The following is a 24,103-nucleotide window of genomic DNA, read 5'->3' on the forward strand; positions in this document are numbered from 1 at the left end:
CCGCCTCGTGTGAGCCGTTCATGATCGACACTGATGGGGTACATGGTCGTCGAGGTTGCGCCGCCCCCGGGTGCGGCGCCGAACAGAGAGGCTCACCATGGGACAAATCATCGGCACGATCATCTTCGGCGCAGTCATCGGCATCCTCGCCCGGTTGGTGATCCCGGGCAAGCAGGCGATGGGAATGATCATCACCATCGTCATCGGCATCATCGGTGCGCTGATCGGCTACTGGATCTGGGGTCTGATCTCGTCCGAAGGTAACGAGAACACCTCCGGCATCGACTGGATCCGCTGGATCATCTCCATCGCCGTCGCCGTGGTGCTCACTCTCATCTACACGTCTGCGACGCGCGAGAGGCGATAGCCGGGAGCGTGTCGCGCGGGGCTCCGCTCGGACACCGCGGACGTCGTGCACGGGCAGTCGTCCGTGCACGACGGTCCCCGGCCGGTCCGCGCGGGGCCTCCGACCGTGCGCAGAGCAGAGGTGGTCCCGGACGGGGAGGTGAACTGTGGTGGAACCGCAATGGATCCCGACCGCCGTCGATGTCGAGGAGGCGAATGTCACCGGATTCACCCGCTTCGTCGAGGACAGACACGAGCTCGATCTGCCCGACTACCGGGCGTTGTGGCAGTGGTCCGTCGACGAACCCGGCGACTTCTGGCAGGCCGTGTGGGACGCCTTCGACGTCGTCTCCCACACCGACCCCGGCCCGGCCCTCGCGGACGCCTCGATGCCCGGCGCCGCGTGGTTCCCGGGAGCGCGACTGAACTTCGCCGAGTATGTCTTTCGCGAGCGTCCGACCGGCCGGGCCGCCGTCGTCCACCTCGACGAGGAGGGACACCGCCGCGAGATCGACTGGGCCGAACTCGAACGTCGGACGGCCGCGCTCGCCGCGACGCTCCGCGCGCACGGCGTGGGGGAGGGCGACCGTGTCGTCGGTTACCTCCCGAACATCCCCGAAGCGATCGTCGCCCTGCTCGCCACGGTGAGCATCGGTGCCGTCTGGGCGGGCTGCGGACAGGACTACGCCGCGCCCGCGGCGATCGACCGCCTGGGCCGCCTCGAGCCGCGAGCACTCGTCACTGCGACCGGTTACCGGTACGCGGGTCGCCGGCACGACCGCGTCGACGAGGTGAACAGGCTCCGCGCCGCGATGCCGGATCTCGCCCTGACGGTCGTCGTGTCGAGCGACGCGGCACCCTACGACACGGGCGGGAACCCTGGGACCGTCCTGGATTGGCAGGACGCCGTCTCCGGCGACGCCGCACTCGAACCCCTGCCCGTTCCCTTCGACCATCCGCTGTGGGTGGTCTTCTCCTCGGGCACCACGGGCCCGCCGAAGGGCCTCGTCCACGGCCACGGTGGGGTGCTGCTCGAGCACCTCAAGGCGTTGTCGCTGCACCTCGATCTCCGTCCCGGCGACCGCTTCTTCTGGTACACCAGCCCGAGCTGGATGATGTGGAACTTCCTGGTGTCGGGGCTGCTCGTGGGGTGCACCGTCGTCACCTACGACGGCGCCCCGTCCCGTCCCGAGGTCGACCGCCTGTGGCGGATCACCGCCGACGAGCACGTCACGGTGCTCGGGACGAGCCCCGGTTATGTACTGGCCTGCATCAAGGCCGGTGTCGTCCCGCAGGCCGACCACGACCTGTCGCCCCTCCGCGGTGTCGGGGTCACCGGGTCGACGCTGCCCGCCTCGTCGTCGGTGTGGTTGTCCGACAACGCAGGGGAGCACGTACAGGTGATGTCGATCTCGGGCGGGACGGACGTCGTCACCGCCTTCGTCGGTGCCGTCCCCACGGTGCCGGTGTGGCCCGGGGAGATCTCGGTGCCCTGCCTCGGCGTGGCCGTCGACGCCTTCGACGAAGCGGGCCGGCCGGTGCGCGGAGAGGTCGGAGAGCTCGTCGTGACCGCACCCATGCCGTCCATGCCCGTGCGGTTCTGGAACGACCCGGACGGCAGTCGCTACCGCGACGCGTACTTCTCCGTCTATCCGGGCGTGTGGCGGCACGGCGACTGGATCACGATCACCGAGCGTGGGACCTTCGAGATGCACGGCCGGTCCGACTCCACACTCAACCGCCACGGTGTGCGCATGGGCAGCGCCGACATCTACCAGGCCGTGGAGAACCTGCCCGAGATCGTCGAGTCGCTCGTCCTCGGTATCGAACAACCCGACGGCACATACCGGATGCCGCTGTTCGTCGTCCTCGCCGACGGCGTCGCACTCACCGAGGATCTGAAGGAACGGATCCGCACGGCCGTGCGTGAGCACGCCTCGCCCCGGCACGTTCCGGACGAGATCGTCGCCGCACCCGGCGTGCCGCACACCCGCACCGGTAAGAAGCTCGAGGTTCCCCTCAAACGGATCCTGCAGGGAGCCGATCCCGCCAGGGCGGTGGACCGCACCGCCATCGACGACCCGGACCTGTTGGACTGGTACCGCGGGCAGGCGTGATCCAGGGCACTCCATGAGTGTCGCCTTACTGGACAGCCCCCGTCCGGAATGGTCGGATTGCGCTCATGGACATCGCCATCAAGATCTTCCTGATCCTGCACTTCATCGGTCTCGCCGGAATCATCGGATCGTGGCTCGCGGTCATCAAGGACCCGCGTGTCGTCGCAGGCATGCTGCACGGCGCGATCCTGCAGGTCGTCTCGGGTCTGGCTCTGGTCGGTCTCCGGGAGGCGCAGGACGTCGTCGAGGTGAACCACATGAAGATCGGTATCAAGCTGGTGATCGCCCTCGCCGTCCTCGCCGTCGCAATCATCGGGATGAAGAAGGAGAAGCAGAACCCCGGCTCGACCGCAACCCTCGCCCACGTCGCCGGTGGTCTGGGCATTCTCAATGTGATCATCGCCGTGGCGTGGACGTGATCGCCCACACTCGGTGACAGCCGGTCGGCGTCCGGGTGGGCACCCTGTAGATTGGGCCCGGTGCGTATGTCATGGGCTCCGGTGATGACCGGCGGGTAACCTGCTTCGGGCGCCTCGGCCGACAGGCTGAGGATTCGTTGCTGCGTCCGGTCCTGCGGAGAGTCGTACCGCCCGGCCACGCCGTAACGATCCTCACCTGGTCAGCAGATAAACCGAGAGGGTTGTGCGCTGCGCAAACTGCCACCGATGGGGGTTGCGCGACGGTGAGAGAGAGGTTGGGGATTGGACTCGCTGGGTAGCGGCGGATCGGAAGCGGGAAACGCGCAGGGCATCGTACCGCCCGGGGCCTTTCCGCTCTCGCCGGCACAGCTGGGCATGTGGTTCGCTCAGCACGTCGATCCGACGGTGCCCGCCAACATCGCTCAGTACGTCGAACTCGAGGGCGACCTCGACCTCGGTCTGCTGCATGCCGCGAGTGTCCGCGCCGCCCACGAGATGGGATCGGGTTTCCTCCGATTCATCGAGGTCGACGCCCAGCCCTACCAGCTCGTCGACCCCACTCTCGACGATTCCGTCGGATACGAGGATCTGCGGGGTGAGCCCGATCCCCGCCAGGCCGCCCTCGACTGGATGCGCAACGATCGCAGCCGTCCTGTCGACGTCCTCCGCGAGCGGCTGATCTCCGCGACGGTTCTGCGCATCGGTGATCGTCGTTACTTCTGGTACAACCGCGTCCATCATCTCGCGCTCGACGGTTTCGCCGCCGCGACGTTCATGACCCGAATCGCCGAGCTCTACACGGCCGCGGTCGACGGTGTCGAGCCCTCCCCGAGTCTCGCGTCCGATCTGCGCAAGGTCTACGACGTCGAGATGGAGTACCGCGGGTCGAAACGGTTCGCCGACGACCGCGAGTACTGGGCACGACAGATCGAGGGCATCGAGGAGGCCACGAGTCTCGCCGGCCGCACTGCGGCGCCCGCCCCGGTCAGCCGCATCGACAGCGCCGCGCTGTCCGACGACACCGAACGGCGCGTCGACGAACTGGCGGAGCGGGAGAACACGAGCCTGGCCACCGCGGTCATCGCGGCGTTCGCGGCCTACGTCGCCCAGATGACCGGACAGACCGACGTCGTCCTGAGCCTGCCCGTCGCGGCCCGCACCACCGCTCTGCTACGCCGCTCCGGCAGCATGGTCTCGAACGTCGTCCCGCTCCGGCTGAGCGTGACCGACGAGACCACCGTGCACGATCTGATCGCGGCGTCGGGCGCCGCGGTCTCGGGTGCGCTGCGGCACCAGCGCTACCGGCACGAGGACATCGTCCGCGACCGCGACGCGACCTCCGCGGGTGGAGCGCAATCCACCTTCTTCGGTCCGTGGGTCAACATCATGTTGTTCGACAACGAGGTCCGCCTCGGCGACATGGTCGGACGGATCAACATCCTGTCGACCGGTCTGATCGAGGACCTCGGCGTCAACGTCTACACCAGCGGCGACAGCACCCACATCGACTTCGAGTCGAACCCGAACCTCTACGGACCCGACCGGGCCGCCGCCGACCACGGACGGTTCGTCGAGTTCTTCGACCGGTTCGTCGGCTCGGCCTCCGACCGGCCCGTCTGGGACATCCCGCTCGCCGGCCGCACCGAACTCGAACACGTCGTCCGTGACTGGAACCGCACCGACCACCCCGTGCAGCGCCGCGACCTGCTCGCGGAGTTCCACGACAGGGTCGCCGTCGCTCCCGGTGCGACCGCACTGGTCTTCGAGGGCGAGTCGCTCACCTACGCCGAGTTCGCGGCCCGGGTGAACAGCCTCGCCCGCGCTCTGGTCGACCTCGGTGTCGGACCCGAATCGCTGGTCGGACTGTGTGTCCGTCGCTCGTTCGACCTCGTCGTCGGCATGTACGCGATCGTCGAGGCGGGTGGTGCCTGGGTGCCGATCGACCCCGACCACCCGGCAGATCGCACCGCCTACATCCTCGAGACCGCCCACCCCGCGGCGGTGCTCACCACGGCACGCGACGACGTGACGCTGCCCGAGGGCATCCCCACGATCGAGGTCGACACCTTCGACCACTCGCGGTTCGACGCGACGCCGCTCACCGACGCCGAACGACGCGGCCCGATCCTGCCGGACACGACCGCCTACGTCATCTTCACCTCGGGCTCGACGGGACGGCCGAAGGGCGTGGCGGTGAGCCACGTCGCGATCGACAACCAGATCCAGTGGATGAACGACCAGTACGGTCTGACGTCCTCCGACGTGTACCTGCAGAAGACCGCGACGACCTTCGACGTGTCGCTGTGGGGTTTCTTCATGCCCCTGCGGGTCGGCGCGACCCTTGTGATCGCGACACCCGACGGGCACCGCGACCCGGTCTACGTGGCGAACAGAATCGCCGAGCACGGGGTCACGATCACCGACTTCGTGCCCTCGATGCTCACCGTCTTCGTCGCCAATGCGCCTGCCGGAACGTGTGATTCGCTGCGACACGTCTTCGTCATCGGTGAAGCGCTGCCGTCCGAGACCGCCGCGGACTTCGCGCGGATGTGCCCGGCCGGGCTCCACAACCTGTACGGCCCCACCGAAGCCGCGGTGTCCATCACCTACCACCGGGCCGCCCCCGGCGACGTGCACAGCGTCCCGATCGGCGTCCCGCAGTGGAACAGCCGCGCGTATGTCCTCGACCGGCGGTTGCGTCCGGTGCCGGTGGGGCGTCCCGGTGAGCTGTACCTCGCCGGTATCCAGCTTGCGCGTGGTTATCTCGACCGTCCCGACCTGACCTCGGATCGTTTTCTCGCCGACCCGTTCGGCGGGCCGGGCGAGCGCATGTACCGCACCGGTGACCTGGTGCGGTGGGAAACCACGGACGACGGTGCGGGTCTGCTCGAGTACATCGGCCGCACCGACTTCCAGGTCAAGTTCCGCGGGCAGCGCATCGAACTCGGCGAGATCGAAGCGGTGCTCCTCGCGCATCCCGCCGTCTCGCAGGCCGTCGTGCTCGTGGTGGCGACTCCTACCGGCGATCAGCTCGTCGGGTACGTCGTGGCCGCTCCCGGACGCACGATCGACACCTCCGATCTCGCCGACCACGCCGGCCGTTCCCTGCCGTCGTACATGGTCCCGGCGTCGCTCATGGTGCTCGACGCACTGCCGCTCAACACGAGCGGCAAGCTCGACCGGAAGGCACTGCCCGAGCCGGTCTTCAGCAGTACCCGCATCTTCCGCGAACCGCGCACGCCCGCCGAGCGTGCCGTCGCCCGAGCGTTCGGGGAGGTCCTCGGCGTCGAACGTGTGGGTCTCGACGACGACTTCTTCGAACTCGGCGGCAACTCCCTCGTCGCCACCCAGGTGGTCTCCCGTATCGGGGCCGCGCTCGACACCCAGGTGCCTGTGCGCGTGCTGTTCGAGGCGTCCACCGTCGTGGGTCTCGCGACGCGGCTCGCCAAGCAGATCGGTACCGGTGCGCGATCGCCGCTCGTCGCCCGCCCCCGACCCGATGTGCTCCCGTTGTCGACTGCGCAGCAAAGGATCTGGTTCCTCAACCGCTTCGACGTCAGCACCGCCGCCTACAACCTTCCGTTCACGGTGCAGCTCACCGGTGCCGTCGATCCCGGCGCGGTGTCCGACGCATTCGCCGACGTGGTGGCGCGGCACGAGTCGTTGCGGACCGTCTACCCCGAGGTGGACGGCGAACCGCAGCAGGTGATCCTTCCGGTCGAGCAGGTCGTCGTCCCGCTCGAGCCGATCGACGTCGACGAGCAGGATCTGCGCGACGCCGTCGTCGATCTCGCGAGTCGCGGTTTCGACGTGGTCCGCGACGTCCCCTTCCGGGTCGCGCTGTACCGGCTCGCCCCCGACCGCTACGTCCTGGCGATGGTGCTGCACCACATTGCCGCCGACGGCTCCTCGTTCGGCCCGTTCGCCCGCGATGTCGTCACGGCCTACAGTGCCCGCGTCGAGGGGAACAAGCCGAACTGGACGCCGCTTCCGGTCCAGTACGCCGACTACGCCGTCTGGCAGCGCGAGGCCCTCGGCGACGAAGTCGACCCGAATTCCGTTGCCGCGCAACAGCTCGACTACTGGGTGAACGAGCTCGACGGTCTGCCCGATCAGCTCGATCTGCCCACCGATCGGAGCCGGCCCGCCGTCTCCTCCTACAGTGGCGACAAGCACCGCTTCGAGATCGACGCCGAGACCCATCGCGGTCTCGTCGAACTCGCCCGCAAGCAGCAGGCATCGCTGTTCATGGTCGTCCACGCGGCCTACGCGGCGTTGTTGTCCCGGCTCAGCGGGTCCGACGACATCGCCATCGGTACCGCAGTGGCGGGTCGCGGAGAGAAGGACCTCGACGACCTGATCGGCATGTTCGTCAACACCCTCGTCCTGCGCACCCGGATCGATCCCGGCGTGTCGTTCGAGGAGTATCTCGGCAGCGTCCGGGAAACCGACCTGACCGCCTTCTCGAACGCCGACGTCCCCTTCGAGCGACTCGTCGAGGTACTCAATCCGCCTCGGTCCACTGCGCGTCACCCGCTGTTCCAGGCCGCACTGTCCCTCGAGCCCGGAACCGCACGCGACATCTCGTTCGCGGGTGTGCACGCCGTCGGTGCCGAGCTCGACGTGCCGATCTCGAAGTTCGACATCCAGCTCTGGGTGACCGAGAAGACCGGCGACGACGGCGAACCCGCCGGTCTCGACGCCTTGTTCGAATACGCCACCGACCTGTTCGATGCCGCGACGGTCGCCGTCTTCGCCGAGCGCTTCGCCCGGATCCTCGCCGGGATCGTCGCCGACCCCTCGACCTGCGTGGGCGACCTCGCGATCCTCTCGCCCGGAGAGGCCGAGCGCCTGCTCACCGCGACGGGCCCCGAGCCGGCCGAGGCCCGCACCCTCGTGGAGTTGCTGACCACCGGTGCCGTCGACCATCCCGATCGTGTCGCCGTCCGCGACCGGGACACCGTCCTGACCTACCGCGAACTCGACACCTGGTCGAACCGCATCGCCCGGCACCTCGTCGCGCGCGGCGCTCGTCCCGACGGCATCGTCGTCCTCGCCTTCCCTCGGTCGTGGGAGATGGTCCTCGCCGTGTGGTCGGTCGCCAAGACCGGCGCCGCCTACACGCCCGTCGACCCGGAATACCCGGCCGAACGCGTCACCCACATGCTCGACGACTCGTCGGCCGTCTTCGGCCTGACGAACGGGGAATATGCCACCGGTCTGCCTTCGGGCGCCGAGTGGATCCGGCTCGACGACCCCGAATTCGTCGACGCCTGCGCGTCCTACCCGGACGGCCCACTCACCGACGCCGATCGCGCGGCGCCGCTGCGGCTCGACCACACCGCCTACGTCATCTACACCTCCGGCTCCACGGGCAAGCCCAAGGGTGTCGCGGTCACCCACCGCGGCCTCGCCGGCCTCGTCCGTGAGAGCGTCGAACTGTACGGCGTGACAGAAGAATCGAAGCTCCTGCACGTCTGCTCTCCGAGCTTCGACCCGTCGGTCCTCGACTGGACGCTGGCCGGGTCCACCGGTGCCGAACTCGTCGTGACACCGCCGATGATCTACGGCGGTGCCGAACTGCGCGCGCTCATCGAACGCACCGGGGTCACCCACACGGTCATCACCCCGGCAGTACTCGGTTCCGTCGACCCGAGCGGGCTCGACACCCTGCGCCTCGTGAACGTCGGTGGTGACGTGTCCACCGCCGACCTCGTGTCCCGCTGGGCGCCCGGTCGCCGGTTCTACAACGCCTACGGTCCGACCGAGACCACGATCGTCTCGACGCGAGGACTCCTCGAACCGTCCGGACCGATCACCATCGGCCGGCCCGTGGCCGGGGTGCACGCCCTGGTCCTCGACAGCCGCCTCCGTCCCGTCCCCGCCGGTGTCGCGGGAGAGCTGTATCTCGCCGGCGACGTGCTCGCCCGGGGTTATCACCGCCGTCCGGCGCTCACCGCCGACCGGTTCGTGGCGAACCCGTTCGGCGCGACCGGAACCCGTATGTACCGGACCGGCGACGTCGTGCGCTGGGACGAGCAGGGGCGCATCGAGTTCGCCGGCCGCTCCGACTTCCAGGTCAAGGTCCGCGGTTACCGCATCGAGCTCGGTGAGATCGACGCCGCGCTGCTGACCCACCCGCTCGTCGCCTTTGCGACCACCGTCGGACACGAGATGCCGTCGGGCCAGACCGCGCTCGTCGCGTACGTGCACGGAGACCCGCAGATCGATCCGGTCGTGCTGGCCGATCACGTCGGCCGGTCGCTGCCCTCGTACATGGTGCCCTCGCAGATCGTCGTGCTCGACGAGGTGCCGCTCAACCCCGTCGGCAAGCTCGATCGCCGCGCCCTGCCCGAACCCGAGCTCGGCATCAGCTACCGCGAGTTCCGCGCCCCGACCACCCCCATCGAGGAGACGGTCGCGAACGTCTTCGCCGAGGTGCTCGGCGTGCAGGGAGTGGGGCTCGACGACGACTTCTTCGAACTCGGCGGCAACTCGCTGCTCGCGACCCAGGTCGTCTCCCGGCTCGGTGTCGCGCTCGATGCGCAGGTGCCGGTGCGGGCGCTGTTCGAATCCAGCTCGGTGGCGGCACTGGCAGTGCGCGTCGAGCAGGAGGCAGGTCGTGGAGCGCGCGTCGCGCTGACGAAACTGCCGCGGCCCGCACGGGTTCCGCTGTCGCTCGCGCAGCAGCGGATGTGGTTCCTCAACCGCTTCGATCCGCGTTCGGCCACCTACAACCTCCCGATGGCGCTGCGTCTGACCGGCGAACTGGACGTCGCCGCTCTGCAGGTGTCGATCATGGACGTCATCGACCGGCACGAGTCGCTGCGCACCGTCTTCCCCGATTCGCCGGACGGACCGCACCAGGTCGTCCGTGCCGCAGCGGAGGTCGTGCCCGACCTGACGCCCACCCGGATCACCCCCGGCGAGCTGCCCGCGGCGGTGCGTCGCCTGGTCTTCACCGGCCTGGATGTGACGTCGGACGTGCCCATCCGCGCCGAGCTGTTCGAACTCGGCGACGAGGAACACGTGCTCGCGCTCGTCGTGCACCACATCTCGGCGGACGGCTGGTCCACCGGCCCGATGGCGCGCGACATCATGGTCGCCTACACGGCGCGCACCGAATGGGAGGAGCCCTCGTGGGCCCCCCTGCCGGTGCAGTACGCCGACTACACGCTGTGGCAGCGGCAGGTCCTCGGCTCCGAGGACGATCCGCAGTCGCTGATCTCCCGTCAGCTCGATTACTGGCGTCGCACCCTCGCCGGGGTGCCCGATCAGCTCGATCTGCCCGCCGACCGTCCGCGGCCGGCCGTGCAGTCGTACTCCGGTGCGACCGTGGACTTCTCGATCGATCCGGAACTGCACCGCGAGCTCGTGGCGCTGGCACGCACCCGAAATGCGTCGCTGTTCATGGTGGTGCACGCGGCCTTGAGCGTGTTGCTCGCGCGGATGTCCGGTCAGGACGACATCGCGATCGGCACCCCGGTCGCGGGGCGCGGCGAGCAGGCGCTCGACGACCTGATCGGCATGTTCGTCAACACCCTCGTGCTGCGCACGGATGTCGATTCGGGTACGCCGTTCACCGCGCATCTCGCACGAGCTCGCGACGCGGCGCTCGGCGCCTTCGGCCACGCCGACGTGCCGTTCGAGCGGCTCGTCGAGGTGCTCAACCCGGCCCGCTCCACAGCCCGGCACCCGCTGTTCCAGGTGATGCTCTCGTTCGAGAACCTGCGCGCCGCGCACGTCGAACTGCGTGGCCTGACCCTCGACGTGCTCGACATCGACACGGCGGTCGCCAGATTCGACCTGCAGCTCACCCTCACCGAGGACTTCGCGGAGGACGGCACGCCGAACGGTCTCGGAGCGGCGTTCACCTATGCGACCGACCTGTTCGATCACGCGACGGTGCGCGGATTCGCCGATCGCTTCGTCCGCATCCTCGAGGCCGTGGTGCGCGAGCCGGAGGTCGTCGTCGGCGACATCGACCTGCTCGACGCCGACGAGCGTCTCGCGGTCCTCGAATCGTGGAACGGCGCTGCGCACGAGCTGGAGCCGGCCACTCTCGTCGACCTGTTCGACGCCCGGGTGGCGACGGATCCGGACGCCGTGGCGCTGACCTTCGAGGGCGCGCAGCTCACCTACGCGGAGTTCGACAGCCGCGTGAACAGGCTTGCCCGCCACTTGATCTCGCAGAGCGTGGGGCCGGAGTCGACGGTCGGGCTCGCCGTGCGCCGATCCCTCGACCTCCTCGTCGGCATGTACGCGATCGTCAAGGCCGGTGGCGCCTACGTGCCGCTCGACCCCGATCAGCCCGCCGAGCGGAACACGTACATCCTCGAGACGGCGGCGCCGGTGGCGGTGCTGACCACCACCCGCGACGCCTTCGAGAACACCGCTGCGGCGCCCACGATCGCGATCGACACGCTCGACCTGTCGGACCTGCCGTCCGGCCCCGTCTCCGACACCGAGCGCACCGCCGCGCTCATCCCCGCGAACACCGCGTACGTCATCTTCACGTCCGGCTCGACGGGACGGCCCAAGGGCGTGGCGGTCCCGCACGGTGCGATCGCCAACCGCCTGCTGTGGATGCAGGACGAGTACACACTCACCCACGACGACGTGGTGCTGCAGAAGACGCCGTTCACCTTCGACGTCTCGGTGTGGGAGTTCTTCTGGCCTCTGCAGATCGGTGCACGGCTCGAGATCGCGCTGCCCGACGGCCATCGGGATCCGGCCTATCTCGCGCGGATCATGGCGGAGCGCGGCGTCACGGTCGCGCACTTCGTGCCGTCCATGCTCGCGGTCTTCGTCGCCGAGAACGCCGCCGCGTCGGCGTCGTCGCTGCGGATGGTCTTCGCGTCTGGCGAGGCGCTGCCCGCATCGGTCGCCGCACGCCTGCGGACGATCCTGCCGGGCGCTCGCCTGCACAACCTGTACGGCCCCACCGAGGCTGCCGTCGACGTGACCTACCACGAGGTCACCGCGGCCGACACCGTGTCGGTGCCCATCGGTGTCCCGGTCTGGAACACCGGTGTCCACGTCCTCGACGGACGGTTGCATCCGGTGCCGGTCGGTGTCGCGGGTGAGCTCTACCTGTCGGGCGTCCAGCTGGCACGGGGCTACGTGGCACGACCGGACCTGACCGCGGAACGATTCGTCGCCTCGCCGTTCGGGGCGGGGGACAGGCTCTACCGCACGGGCGATCTCGTGCGGTGGGTCGCGCGCGAGACCTCGGACGGGCGCACCGCGCGCGGCGAACTCGAGTACATCGGCCGGACCGACTTCCAGGTCAAGCTGCGTGGTCTGCGCATCGAACTCGGCGAGATCGAGACGGCACTGCTCGGTCTCGACGACGTCGACCAGGCCGTCGTGCTGGTGCGGTCGGATGGGCACTCCGGTGAGCATCTCGTGGCCTATCTCGTCCCGGCCGGAGGTGGGTCGCTCGACACCACGTCCGTCTCGCGGCGCCTCGCCGGCTCACTGCCGGCCTACATGGTGCCGTCGGCCTACGTCGTGCTCGACGAGTTCCCGCTCGGATCCTCGGGCAAGCTCGACCGGAAGGCGCTGCCTGCGCCGCTCTTCGAGGTCAAGGAGTTCCGCGCCCCGACGACCCCGATCGAACAGATCGTGGCGTCGGTCTTCGCCGACGTCCTCGGGCTCGACCGGGTCGGTCTCGACGACGACTTCTTCGCACTCGGCGGTAACTCGCTCATCGCGACGCAGGCCGTCTCCCGGATCGGCGAATCCCTCGGTGGCCGCGTGACATTGCGCGCGATTTTCGAGGCATCCACCGTCGAGGGGCTCGCCGCCGCCGTCGAGGCCGATTCCTCCGGCGCGGCCCGCACACCGCTCGTCGCCGGACCGCGACCCGAGCGGGTGCCGCTGTCGCTCGCCCAGCAGCGGATGTGGTTCCTCAACCGCTTCGACCCGGAGTCCGCGGTCAACAACATCCCGGTGGCCGTGCACCTGTCCGGTGTCCTCGACGTCGCCGCGCTCGAGACCGCGCTGCGCGACGTGGTCGCACGGCACGAATCGCTGCGCACCGTCTATCCGGACGTCGACGGTTACGGCTACCAGAAGGTGCTCCCGGTGTCGGAGGTGCCGGTCGAACTGACCGTCGCCCGGATCGACGCCGACCGTCTGCCCGCCGAACTGCGGGCACTCGCGGCCACCACCTTCGACGTCGTGCGCGACGTACCGATGGTGGTGCGGCTGTTCCAGACCGGTCCCGATGCGTATGTGCTCGTCGCGGTCCTGCACCACATCGCCGCCGATGGGTTCTCGATGGTGCCGCTGACCCGCGACATCATGATCGCCTACGCGGCCCGGTCGCAGGGTGAGGCCCCGGCCTGGACCCCGCTCGAGATCCAGTACGCCGACTTCACGCTCTGGCAGCGTGAAGTGCTCGGTACGGAGGACGATCCGGACTCGGTGCTGGCCCGCCAGATCGATTACTGGACCGAGACCCTCGCCGACCTCCCCGAGAGCCTCGGTCTGCCCACGGATCGGCCGCGTCCGGCCGTCGCGTCGTACCGCGGTGCCGTCACCCGGCTGACGATCGATCCCGAACTGCGCGCTGCCGTGGAACGTCTCGCGCAGCAGCGGCGCACGACCGAGTTCATGGTCGTGCACGCGGTCCTCGCGACGCTGCTGGCGCGAATGAGCGCTTCCGACGACGTGGCGATCGGTACCCCGATCGCCGGTCGTGGCGAACGCACCCTCGACGACCTGATCGGCATGTTCGTCAACACCCTCGTCCTGCGGACCCGGGTGGATGTCACCGCCACCTTCGACGAGTTGCTCGCCCACGTCCGCGAGGTCGATCTCGGCGCGTTCGCGCACGCCGAGACCCCGTTCGAGCGGCTCGTGGACGCGCTCGCCCCGGTCCGCACCCAGGCACACAACCCCCTGTTCCAGGTGATGCTCGCCTTCCAGAATCTCGGACAGGTGTCGCTGCAGCTGCCGGAACTGTCGGTGTCGAACGTGCCGCTGGACAACGGATTGTCCAAGTTCGATCTCGTCGTGACCGTTCTCGACACCGAGACCGACGGCGCATCGGCGTCCGACGGCTGGGTCGTCGAACTGTCCTACGCGACCGATCTGTTCGACGCGGAGACGATCGACGTCCTCGGCGAGCGCTTCGTCCGACTGCTCGCCGCCGCGACCGGGACTCCCGGTGCCGGGCTCGACGAACTGCCGCTGCTCACTACCGGTGAACTCGACGCCGTGGACTCCGCGGCCCACGGCGCCCGCACCGAACTCGGCACGGCTGCCACCCTGCCGGCGCTGCTCGACGCGCAGGTCGAGCGCACCCCCGGCGCGCTCGCCGTCCAACCGGGCACCGATGCGGTCGGAACGCCGCTGACCTACCGCGAGTTCGGGGAACGGGTCAACGCGATCGCGCGTCACCTGATCGCCATGGGGGTCGGACCCGAGACCCGGGTCGGCGTCGCGATCGGCCGGTCCGTCGACATGCTCGTCGCCGTCCATGCGGTGATCGCCGCCGGCGGTGCCTACGTGCCGCTCGATCTCGAACAGCCCGCCGACCGGATCTCGTACGTCCTCGAATCCTCCACTCCCGCACTGGTGCTGGTCGCCTCGTGGGACGAGCTCCATCGGCAGGTCGCGTTCGGGGACATCCCGACCGTCGAGATCGACACCCTCGACCTCGCCGGCCGCGCCGGGTCGCCCGTCGGCGACGACGAGCGGATCCGTCCGCTGCGCGCCGAGCACCTCGCCTACGTCCTGTACACCTCCGGCTCCACCGGCCGCCCCAAGGGCGTGGCCGTGCCGCACGCCGCGGTGGTCAACCAGTTGTCGTGGATGCAGGACGAATTCGCCCTGTCGACCGACGACCGGGTGCTGCTCAAGACGCCCGTCACCTTCGACGCGTCGGTCTGGGAGGTCTTCCTTCCGCTGCACGCCGGCGCACGCACCGTCGTGGCGTCGCCGGGTCTGCACCGCGAGCCGGCCGGGATGGCCGCCGAGATCGCCCGGGTCGGGATCACCGTCGTCCAGTTCGTCCCCACCGTCTTCGACGCGGTGCTCGAACACCTCGGTGAGGAAGCCGCGGCCTCGCTCACGCACGTCTTCTGCGGCGGCGAGAGCCTTTCCAGCGAGAGCGCCGCGCGCTTCCGCAAGCTCGGTGCGGCGCCGGTGCACAACCTCTACGGTCCCACCGAGACCACCATCCAGACACTCCATCGCACCGCCGAACCCGACGATCACCCCGCGGTGCCGATCGGCACGCCGGTGTGGAACACCGCCGCCCGTGTCCTCGACGCGCGTCTGCGGCCCGTCCCGGTGGGAGTCGCCGGAGAGCTGTACCTGTCCGGTGCCCAGCTCGCCCGCGCGTACCACGGGCGCGCGGATCTGACCGCGGAACGGTTCGTCGCCGATCCGTTCTCCACCACCGGTGGCCGCCTGTACCGCACCGGCGACCTCGTGCGGTGGGTGCGCACCACCGGCGGCGACCGGCTCGAACTCGACTACCTCGGCCGCACCGACCAGCAGGTCAAGCTGCGCGGTCTGCGGATCGAACTCGGCGAGATCGACACCGCGCTCGCCGCACAGCCCGCGATCGGACGGGCCGTGACGGTGGTTCGCGACGATCCCCGTTCCGGACCGCAGCTCGTTTCGTACGTCGTGCCGATCGCCGGCGCCGACATCGACCCGGCGGAGGTGAAGACCGCTCTGTTCTCGCGGCTCCCGTCGTACATGGTGCCCGCGTCGGTCGTCGTGCTCGACTCGCTGCCGCTCAACACCAGCGGCAAGGTCGACCGTCGCGCGCTGCCCGCACCGACCTTCGAGGTGCAGGAGTTCATGCCGCCGCGGACGCCGGTCGAGGAGATCGTCGCAGGTGTCTTCGCGCAGGTGCTCGGGGTCACGCGCGTCGGCCGCACCGACGACTTCTTCGCGCTCGGCGGCAACTCGCTCGTCGCGACGCAGGTGGTCGCCCGTCTCGGCGACGCCCTCGACACGACCGTCCCCGTACGGACGCTGTTCGACGCTCCCACCGTCGAGGCCCTCGCGGTCCGGGTCGAGCAGTTCGAGGGAGCCGGGTCGCGGCCCGCGCTCGAACGGCGTGAGCGTCCGGAGCGCATCCCGCTGTCGCCCGCCCAGCAGCGCATGTGGTTCCTCAACCGCTTCGATCCGGCTTCCGCGGCGAACAACATCCCCATCGGTGTCCGCCTGACCGGGGTGCTCGACGTCGAGGCGCTGCGCACCGCGCTCGCCGACGTCGTCGAGCGGCACGAGTCGTTGCGGACCGTCTACCCGGACATCGACGGAGTCGGCTACCAGTCGGTGCAGCCGCCCTACGAGGTGGACCTGCCCGTCGAGCGGGTCGACGAGAGCGCCCTGTTCGAGCGGGCGGAACAGCTCACCTCGGCCGGCTTCGACGTCACGAACGAGGTACCGCTGCGGGTCGTGCTGTTCTCGCTCGGCGCACGCGACCACGTGCTGTTCCTCGTGGTCCACCACATCGCATCCGACGGCTTCTCCCTGCGGCCGCTCGCCCGCGACATCATGGTCGCCTACGGCGGCCGTGCGCACGGTGATGCCCCGAACTGGGCACCCCTCGAGGTGCAGTACGCCGACTACGCGCTGTGGCAGCGGCAGGTCCTCGGCTCGGAGGACGATCCACGTTCGGTGCTCGCCCGTCAGGTGGAGTACTGGACCGAGCGGTTGGCGGATCTTCCCGACCAGCTCGACCTGCCGTCGGATCGCGCTCGTCCCGAGGTCGCGTCCAACACCGGGCGCACCAGCCGGTTCCGGATCGAACCCGAGCTGCACGCCGCGCTGGAAAGCCTTGCCCGGGAACGGAACACGTCCCTGTTCATGGTCGTGCACGCCGCCCTGTCCGTGTTGCTCGCGCGGTTGTCCGACAGCGAGGACATCGCGATCGGCACTCCGATCGCGGGTCGCGGCGCGGCCGCCCTCGACGACCTCGTCGGCATGTTCGTCAACACCCTCGTGCTCCGGGTCGACGTACGGAACGACATCCGGTTCCAGGATCTCCTCGCCGAGGTGCGCGAGACCGACCTCGACGCCTTCGCGAACGCCGACGTGCCGTTCGAGCGGCTCGTGGAGATCCTCGACCCGCAGCGCTCGCAGGCGCGCCACCCGCTGTTCCAGGTCGCTCTGACCTTCCAGAACACCGGACACGTCGAGTTCGCCCTCGACGGCGTCACCGCCGCCGCGGTCGACTACGAGGCCCCCACCGCCAAGTTCGACCTGCAGTTCACCTTCGCCGAGACCGTCGGAAAGGACGGCTCGGCGGCCGGTATGGACTTCGCCGTCACCTACGCGACCGACCTGTTCGACGACCTGCGGGTCGCGGCGTTCGCGGAACAGTTGCTGCGCATCCTGCGCGGGGTGGCCGAGGACCCGGCCGTCGTTGTCGGTGACATCGAGATCGTCGACGACTTCGAGCGCGAACTGGTCGTCTCGCGGTGGAACTCGCTGGGCGACGACGTCGCGCCGGCCGGAACGACGCTCGTCGACATGTTCGAGGCGCGCGTCGCCGAGCGCGGAGACGCGGTCGCGGTGCGGTTCGGCGACGAGCAGTTGTCCTACCGCGAACTCGGTGCGCGGGTGCACCGCCTGGCACGTCACCTCATCGATGTCGGGGCCGGTCCGGAGGATCTGGTCGCGGTCGCGATGCCACGCTCTCTCGATCTGATCGTCGCGCTGCTCGCGGTGCTCGAGGCCGGTGCCGGATATCTGCCGATCGACCCGAACTCGCCGGCCGACCGGATCGAGTTCCTGGTCTCCGACGCGACGCCGGTGGCGGTCGTGACCACCTCGGATGTCGAGGTGACGTTCCCCGTCTCGGTGCCGGTCGTCGAGCTCGATCGTCTCGATCTGTCGGAGGTCGACGACGCGCCGATACTCGACGCGGAGCGTCGTGCCCCGCTGACGTCGACGAATCTGGCGTACGTGATCTACACGTCGGGGTCGACCGGACGCCCCAAGGGCGTGCTGATCCCGCACCGCAACGTGGTGCGGCTGATGGTCAACACCGAATCGGTGTACGGCTTCGACTCGTCGGACGTGTGGACGATGTTCCACAGCTACGCCTTCGACTTCTCGGTGTGGGAGTTGTGGGGTCCGCTGCTCTACGGCGGAACCCTCGTGCTGGTCGACTACTTCACGTCGCGTTCGCCGGAAGCGTTCCGCGAGTTGCTGATCCGCGAACGGGTCACCGTGCTGAACCAGACCCCGTCGGCTTTCTACCAGCTGATCGAGGCCGATCGTGTCGCGGTCGACGCGGCACCGTTGTCGCTGCGCTACGTGATCTTCGGTGGTGAGGCACTCGAACCGCGCCGGCTCGCGGGGTGGTTCGAGCGTCACGGTGACGCGGGGCGAGCGCAGCGACGGGGGCTCGGCGCAGCGCCACGGTTGGTGAACATGTACGGCATCACCGAGACGACCGTGCACGTGTCGTACCGGGAGATCGGTGCCGATCTGGCGCAGGGTGCGTCCGCGAGCGTGGTCGGCGTCCCGATCGCGGGTCTACGGGTGTACGTACTCGACCGGCGGCTCAAACCGGTGCCGGTGGGTGTGGCCGGTGAGATGTACGTCGGCGGTGGCCAGTTGGCGCGCGGTTACCTGCGTCGTCCGGAGCTGTCGGCGGCACGTTTCGTCGCCGATCCGTTCTCGTCCGACGGTGCGCTGCTGTACCGGACGGGCGATGTCGCACGCTGGGTCGTCTCGGGTGATCTCGAATATCTCGGTCGCGCCGACGACCAGGTGAAGATCCGCGGTTTCCGCATCGAACTCGGTGAGGTCGAGGCTGCGGTGCTCGCGCAGGGCGAGGTCGCGCACGCCGCGGTGATCGTGCGCGAAGACACCCCGGGTTCGCACCGGATCGTGGCGTATGTGGTTGCGCACGAAGGGATGTCGATCGACGCCGAAGCGTTGCGCAGCGGTGTCGCGGTGGTCCTTCCGGAGTACATGGTGCCTTCGGCGTTCGTGGTGATCGACGCGATCCCGCTGACCGTCAACGGCAAGCTCGACCGCCGGGCGTTGCCCGAGCCGGTGTTCGAGACACGTGGTTTCCGCGCGCCGAGCACCCCGATCGAAGAGATCGTGGCGGGCGTGTTCGCCGATGTGCTCGGTGTCGACCGCATCGGCGCCGACGACGACTTCTTCGCGCTCGGCGGTAACTCGCTGATCGCGACGCAGGTCGTTTCCCGGCTCGGTGCGGCGCTCGACGCGCAGGTGCCGGTGCGGGCCTTGTTCGAGGCGTCCACCGTCGCGGAACTCGCGACGCGGGTCGAACACGAATCCGGTCGCGGTGGGCGGATGCCGCTGGCGGCCCGGACCCGGCCGGAGTCGATCCCGCTGTCTCCCGCGCAGCAGCGGATGTGGTTCCTCAACCGGTTCGATCCCGACTCGACGGCCTACAACATCCCGTTCGCGTTGCGGATGAGGGGTGCACTGGACGTCGACGCGTTGCGTGCCGCCGTCGCCGACCTCGTCGCACGGCACGAGTCGCTGCGCACCGTCTACCCCGAGACGGAATCCGGTCCGATCCAGCGCATCCTGCCGGCCTCGCAGGTCCGGCCCGAACTCGAACCGGTCGACGTCGCCGTCGCCGATCTCGAGGCGCGCATGCGGGAGATCGCCGCGGCCGGCTTCGACGTCACCGTCGACGTGCCGGTGCGGATGCATCTGCTCCGCGTGGCCGACGACGATCACGTCCTCGTCACCGTGGTCCACCACATCAGCGCCGACGGCTCGTCGATGGTGCCGCTCGTCCGCGACGTCATGACGGCCTACGCCGCCCGCTCCGCCGACACCGAACCGGCGTGGGCGCCGCTCGAGGTGCAGTATGCCGACTTCGCGCTGTGGCAGCGCGACGTTCTCGGCTCCGAGGACGATCCGGAGTCCACCGCCGCCGAACAGCTCGGCTACTGGCGCACCGCGCTCGCCGACCTGCCCGACCAGCTCGACCTGCCGCTCGACCGCCCGCGACCCGCGCAGCAGAGTTTCCGCGGCGACCGGGTGGAGTTCACCATCGGGGCGGATCTGCATCGCGAGCTGCGAGATCTGGCGCGTAACCGGAACGCGACCGTCTTCATGGCCGTGCACGCCGCTTTCGCGGCGTTGCTCGCGCGCCTGTCCGGTTCGACGGACATCGCGGTGGGCACCCCCATCGCGGGCCGCACCGAGCAGGCCACCGAGGACATCATCGGCATGTTCGTCAACACCCTGGTGCTCCGACTGCAGGTGGACGGCGATGCGTCCTTCGACGAACTGCTCTCCGCGGCACGGGAAACCGATCTGCAGGCCTTCGCGCACGCGGACGTGCCGTTCGAACGGCTCGTCGAGGTGCTCAACCCGGCTCGGTCGACGGCCCGGCATCCGCTGTTCCAGGTCGGCTTCTCGTTCCAGAACCAGAGCCGATCCGAACTCGCCCTGCCCGGTCTCGACATCGAACCGGTCGATCTCGAAGGTGGCACCGCACAGTTCGACATGCACCTGATCGTCGCCGACAGCTACGGCGACGACGGCGCGCCGCAGGGCATCGACGCGATCCTCACCTACGCGACGGATCTGTTCGACCGCGAGACCGCGGAGACCGTCGCGGCACGTTTCGAGCAGCTGCTCGAAGCGTTCGTCGAGGCTCCGGCGCTGCCCCTGGGAGACCACGCAGTGCTGCTGCCGGAGGAACGCGGCACGGTGCTGGGGGAGTGGAACGACACCGCGCACGGGACCGACACCGGATCGACCCTCGTCGACCTGTTCGACGGGCAGGTCGACGCGCACCGCGACGACGTCGCCCTCGTGTACGAGGGCCGGCGGTGGACCTACGGAGAGTTCGACTCGTCGGTCAACCGTCTCGCCCGGTATCTGCTGGGTCTGGGTGTGGGACCCGAGGATCGGGTCGCGCTGGCGATCCGCCGATCGCCCGAGTTGCTGGTGGGCATGTACGCGATCGCGAAGACCGGTGCGGCCTACGTGCCGGTCGACCCGGACCAGCCCGCCGAGCGCAACACCTACGTCCTCGACACGGCCGCGCCCGTCGCGATCGTCACGACGAGCGGCGACCGGGTCGAGCACGGCACCGTGCCGGTCGTCGACCTCGACCGTCTCGACCTCACCGGGCTCGTGGACGACCCGATCACCGACGACGATCGATCCGCTCCGCTGCGGCCGGGCAACACGGCGTACGTGATCTTCACGTCGGGTTCGACCGGGCGCCCCAAGGGTGTCGCGGTCTCCCATGCTGCGATCGTCAACCAGTTGCTGTGGAAGCGTGAGTATTTCGGCATCGGATCCGACGACGCGGTGCTGCTCAAGACCGTCGCGACGTTCGACCTGTCGGTCTGGGAGTTCTGGTCGGCGCTCACCTCCGGTGCCCGCCTGGTGATCGCCATCGCCGACGGACACCGCGATCCCGACTACCTGCTCGCGTTGCTGCGCGACGAGCAGGTGACCACGCTGCACACCGTTCCGTCCATGCTGTCGATGTTGATGACGGTCGCGGCCGGTCCGGTGGCGTCGTCGCTGCGCCGGATCCTTGCGATCGGTGAGGCGCTGCCCGCGGCGGTGGCCCAGCAGTTCCGTGCCGACAACACCGCGACGTTGCACAACCTCTACGGACCGACCGAAGCTGCGGTCTCGGTCACCGTCCACGAGGTCGACGGCGCCGACCGGACCGTCGTCCCGATCGGTGTGCCCGAGTGGAACACCGCCGTCTACGTCCTCGACGACCGGCTGCGGCCGGTGCCGCCGGGCGTCGCGGGTGAGCTCTACCTCGCGGGTGCTCAGCTCGCGCGGGGCTACCACGCCCGTCCCGACCTCACCGCCGACCGGTTCGTCGCCGACCCGTACGGGCGCGGACGCATGTACCGCACGGGCGACATCGTCCGGTGGAACCGTGCCGGTCGCCTCGAATACCTCGACCGGGCCGACTTCCAGGTCAAGGTGCGCGGTTACCGCATCGAACTCGGTGAGGTCGAAACCGTCCTGCGCGAGCTGCCGGACGTGAAGGACGTCGCCGTCCTGGTGCGCAACACCGCCCATCTCGGCGACCGTCTCGTCGCGTACGTCGTGCCGGACACCGACGCGTTCGACGCCGGTGCGACGCGGACGGCGCTCGCGGAGCGACTGCCGTCGTACATGGTGCCGTCGGCCTTCGTCGAACTCGACGCGCTGCCGCTGAACACCAACGGCAAGCTCGACCGCCGGGCCCTGCCCGACCCCGAACTCGACGCGGGGCAGTTCCGTGCCCCAACCGATCCCGTCGAGGAGATCGTGGCCGCGACCGTCGCCGAACTGCTCGGTGTCGAACGGGCCGGCCTCGACGACGACTTCTTCGAACTCGGTGGCAACTCGCTGCTCGCGACGCAGCTCGCCGCCCGGCTCGGTGCCGCACTCGACACCCGCGTCCCGGTCCGGACCGTCTTCGAGTCGTCCACGGTGGTCGCGCTCGCCGCCCGTATCCGGCCGTCGGTGGGCGAGGGTGCCCGTCCGGCGCTCACGACCGTCCCGCGCCCCGAGCAGGTGCCGCTGTCGCTCGCGCAGCAGCGCATGTGGACCCTGAACCGGGTCGATCCCGAATCGGGTGTCTACAACATCCCCGTCGCCGTGCGCCTGACCGGTGCACTCGACGTGGACGCCCTGCGCGCAGCGGTCGCCGACCTGTTCGCACGGCACGAGGTGCTGCGCACCGTCTACCCGGACAGCGGTGACGGTCCGGTGCAGGTCGTGCTGCCGGTCGCACAGGCCGTGCCCGAGCTCGCCCCGGTGGACGTGACCACCGACGAGCTCGTCGACCGTCTCACCGAGATCCTCGGCAGCGGATTCGACGTGACGGCATCGGTCCCGCCGGTGCGCGTCGCGCTGCTGCGTCTCTCCGCGGACGAACACGTCCTCGCGGTCGTCGCGCACCACATCAGCGCCGACGGGTACTCGATGCGTCCGCTCGTGCGCGACGTGATGACCGCCTATCTCGCGCACGCGGCGGGGGAGACCCCCGGCTGGGAACCGCTCGAGGTCCAGTACGCCGACTACACGCTGTGGCAGCAGAGCGTTCTCGGCTCCGAGGCCGATCCCGAGAGCGAGCTGTCGCGTCAGCTCGACTACTGGGCCGGCGAACTCTCCGGTGTCCCGGAGGTACTCGCACTTCCGACGGACCGTCCGCGGCCCGCCCGCCAGTCCACTCTCGGTGCGTCGTTCACCTTCACGATCGGTGAGGAACTCGCGCAGCGGATCGAGAAGACCGCCCGCGAGCGCAACGCGACCGTCTTCATGACGATGCACGCCGCCTTCGCGGTGCTGCTCGCGCGTCTGTCGGGCAGCGAGGACATCGCGGTGGGCACCCCGACCGCCGGTCGAGGCGAGGAGGCGCTCGACGACCTCGTCGGCATGTTCGTCAACACCCTCGTGCTCCGCACCCGGGTGGCCGGCTCCGCGACCTTCGGCGAGCTGCTCGCGCAGGCCAAGGAGAAGGATCTCGCGGCGTTCGGCAACGCCGACGTGCCGTTCGAGCGGGTCGTCGAACGTCTCGGTGTGCGGCGAAGCAGCGCACACACCCCGCTGTTCCAGGCGATGCTCACCTTCCAGAACATCGACACCGGAACCTTCGCGCTGCCGGGCCTCGAGGTGACCGCCCTCGAGACGGGTGCCGACCAGGCGAAGTTCGACCTGCAGTGCACGGTGGTCGAACGGTTCTCCGAGTCGGGCGCGCTGATCGCACTCGATGTGACGTTCACCTATGCCACGGCGCTGTTCGACGCATCGACGGTCGAGACCTTCGGCGATCGCTTCGTCCGGATCCTCGAGGCCGTGAGCGCCGACCCACAGGTCGTCCTCCGTGCGATCGACCTCCGCACGGATGCCGAGCGGGAGCGGGCCGTCCGACCGAAGAAGGCGCGCACCGTCGCCGATCTGCCCGCTCTCGTGGCCGCATCGGCCGCGGTCGCCCCGGGCACCGTCGCCTTCAGGTACGGCGAGCGCGAGGTCACACTCGGTGAGTTCGCCCAGCGTCTCGACATCATGGCCACCACGACCGGCGGTGCGCTCACCGCGGAAGCACTCGTCTCGGTGGTTTTGAACGGCCTCGTACCGGGGATGCTGCCCGAACTCGGCGCCGACGGTCTCGCACGGCTCGTGCGCGATGTGATCGCCGTCGCCGAAGGCGTGGGCGCCGACCCGGTGGAACGCACCGACGGCGAGTCGGCGGGAGACGCGGATTAGTCCGGTGTCGGG

Annotated in this window: 4 protein-coding genes; all 4 read left to right on the forward strand. The window is 69.4% G+C overall.

All coding sequences use genetic code 11. The features are described 5' to 3' along the window. Positions 1-97: 97 nt before the first annotated feature. On the forward strand, positions 98-367 hold the full coding sequence (locus GON09_RS24415) for a GlsB/YeaQ/YmgE family stress response membrane protein (protein WP_213934184.1): 270 nt from the start codon (positions 98-100) through the stop codon (positions 365-367). A gap of 148 nt (positions 368-515) precedes the next feature. After that, entirely contained in the window at positions 516-2,462 is a 1,947-nt protein-coding gene (locus GON09_RS24420) for an acetoacetate--CoA ligase (RefSeq protein WP_213934186.1), read from the forward strand. 65 nt (positions 2,463-2,527) lie between these two features. Beyond that, on the forward strand, positions 2,528-2,881 hold the full coding sequence (locus tag GON09_RS24425) for a hypothetical protein (RefSeq protein WP_213934187.1): 354 nt from the start codon (positions 2,528-2,530) through the stop codon (positions 2,879-2,881). A gap of 282 nt (positions 2,882-3,163) precedes the next feature. Then, on the forward strand, positions 3,164-24,091 hold the full coding sequence (locus tag GON09_RS24430; RefSeq protein WP_213934188.1) for a non-ribosomal peptide synthase/polyketide synthase: 20,928 nt from the start codon (positions 3,164-3,166) through the stop codon (positions 24,089-24,091). Positions 24,092-24,103: the final 12 nt, after the last annotated feature.

Origin of the sequence: Rhodococcus sp. B50 (genome assembly GCF_013602415.1) — a bacterium.
GTDB lineage: Bacteria > Actinomycetota > Actinomycetes > Mycobacteriales > Mycobacteriaceae > Rhodococcus.

What these genes read in the sequence shown, in the direction of transcription:
- GON09_RS24415 (WP_213934184.1), top strand. Translation starts at nt 98, where the DNA reads ATGGGACAAATCATCGGCACGATCATCTTCGGCGCAGTCATCGGCATC.
- GON09_RS24425 (WP_213934187.1), top strand. Translation starts at nt 2,528, where the DNA reads ATGGACATCGCCATCAAGATCTTCCTGATCCTGCACTTCATCGGTCTC.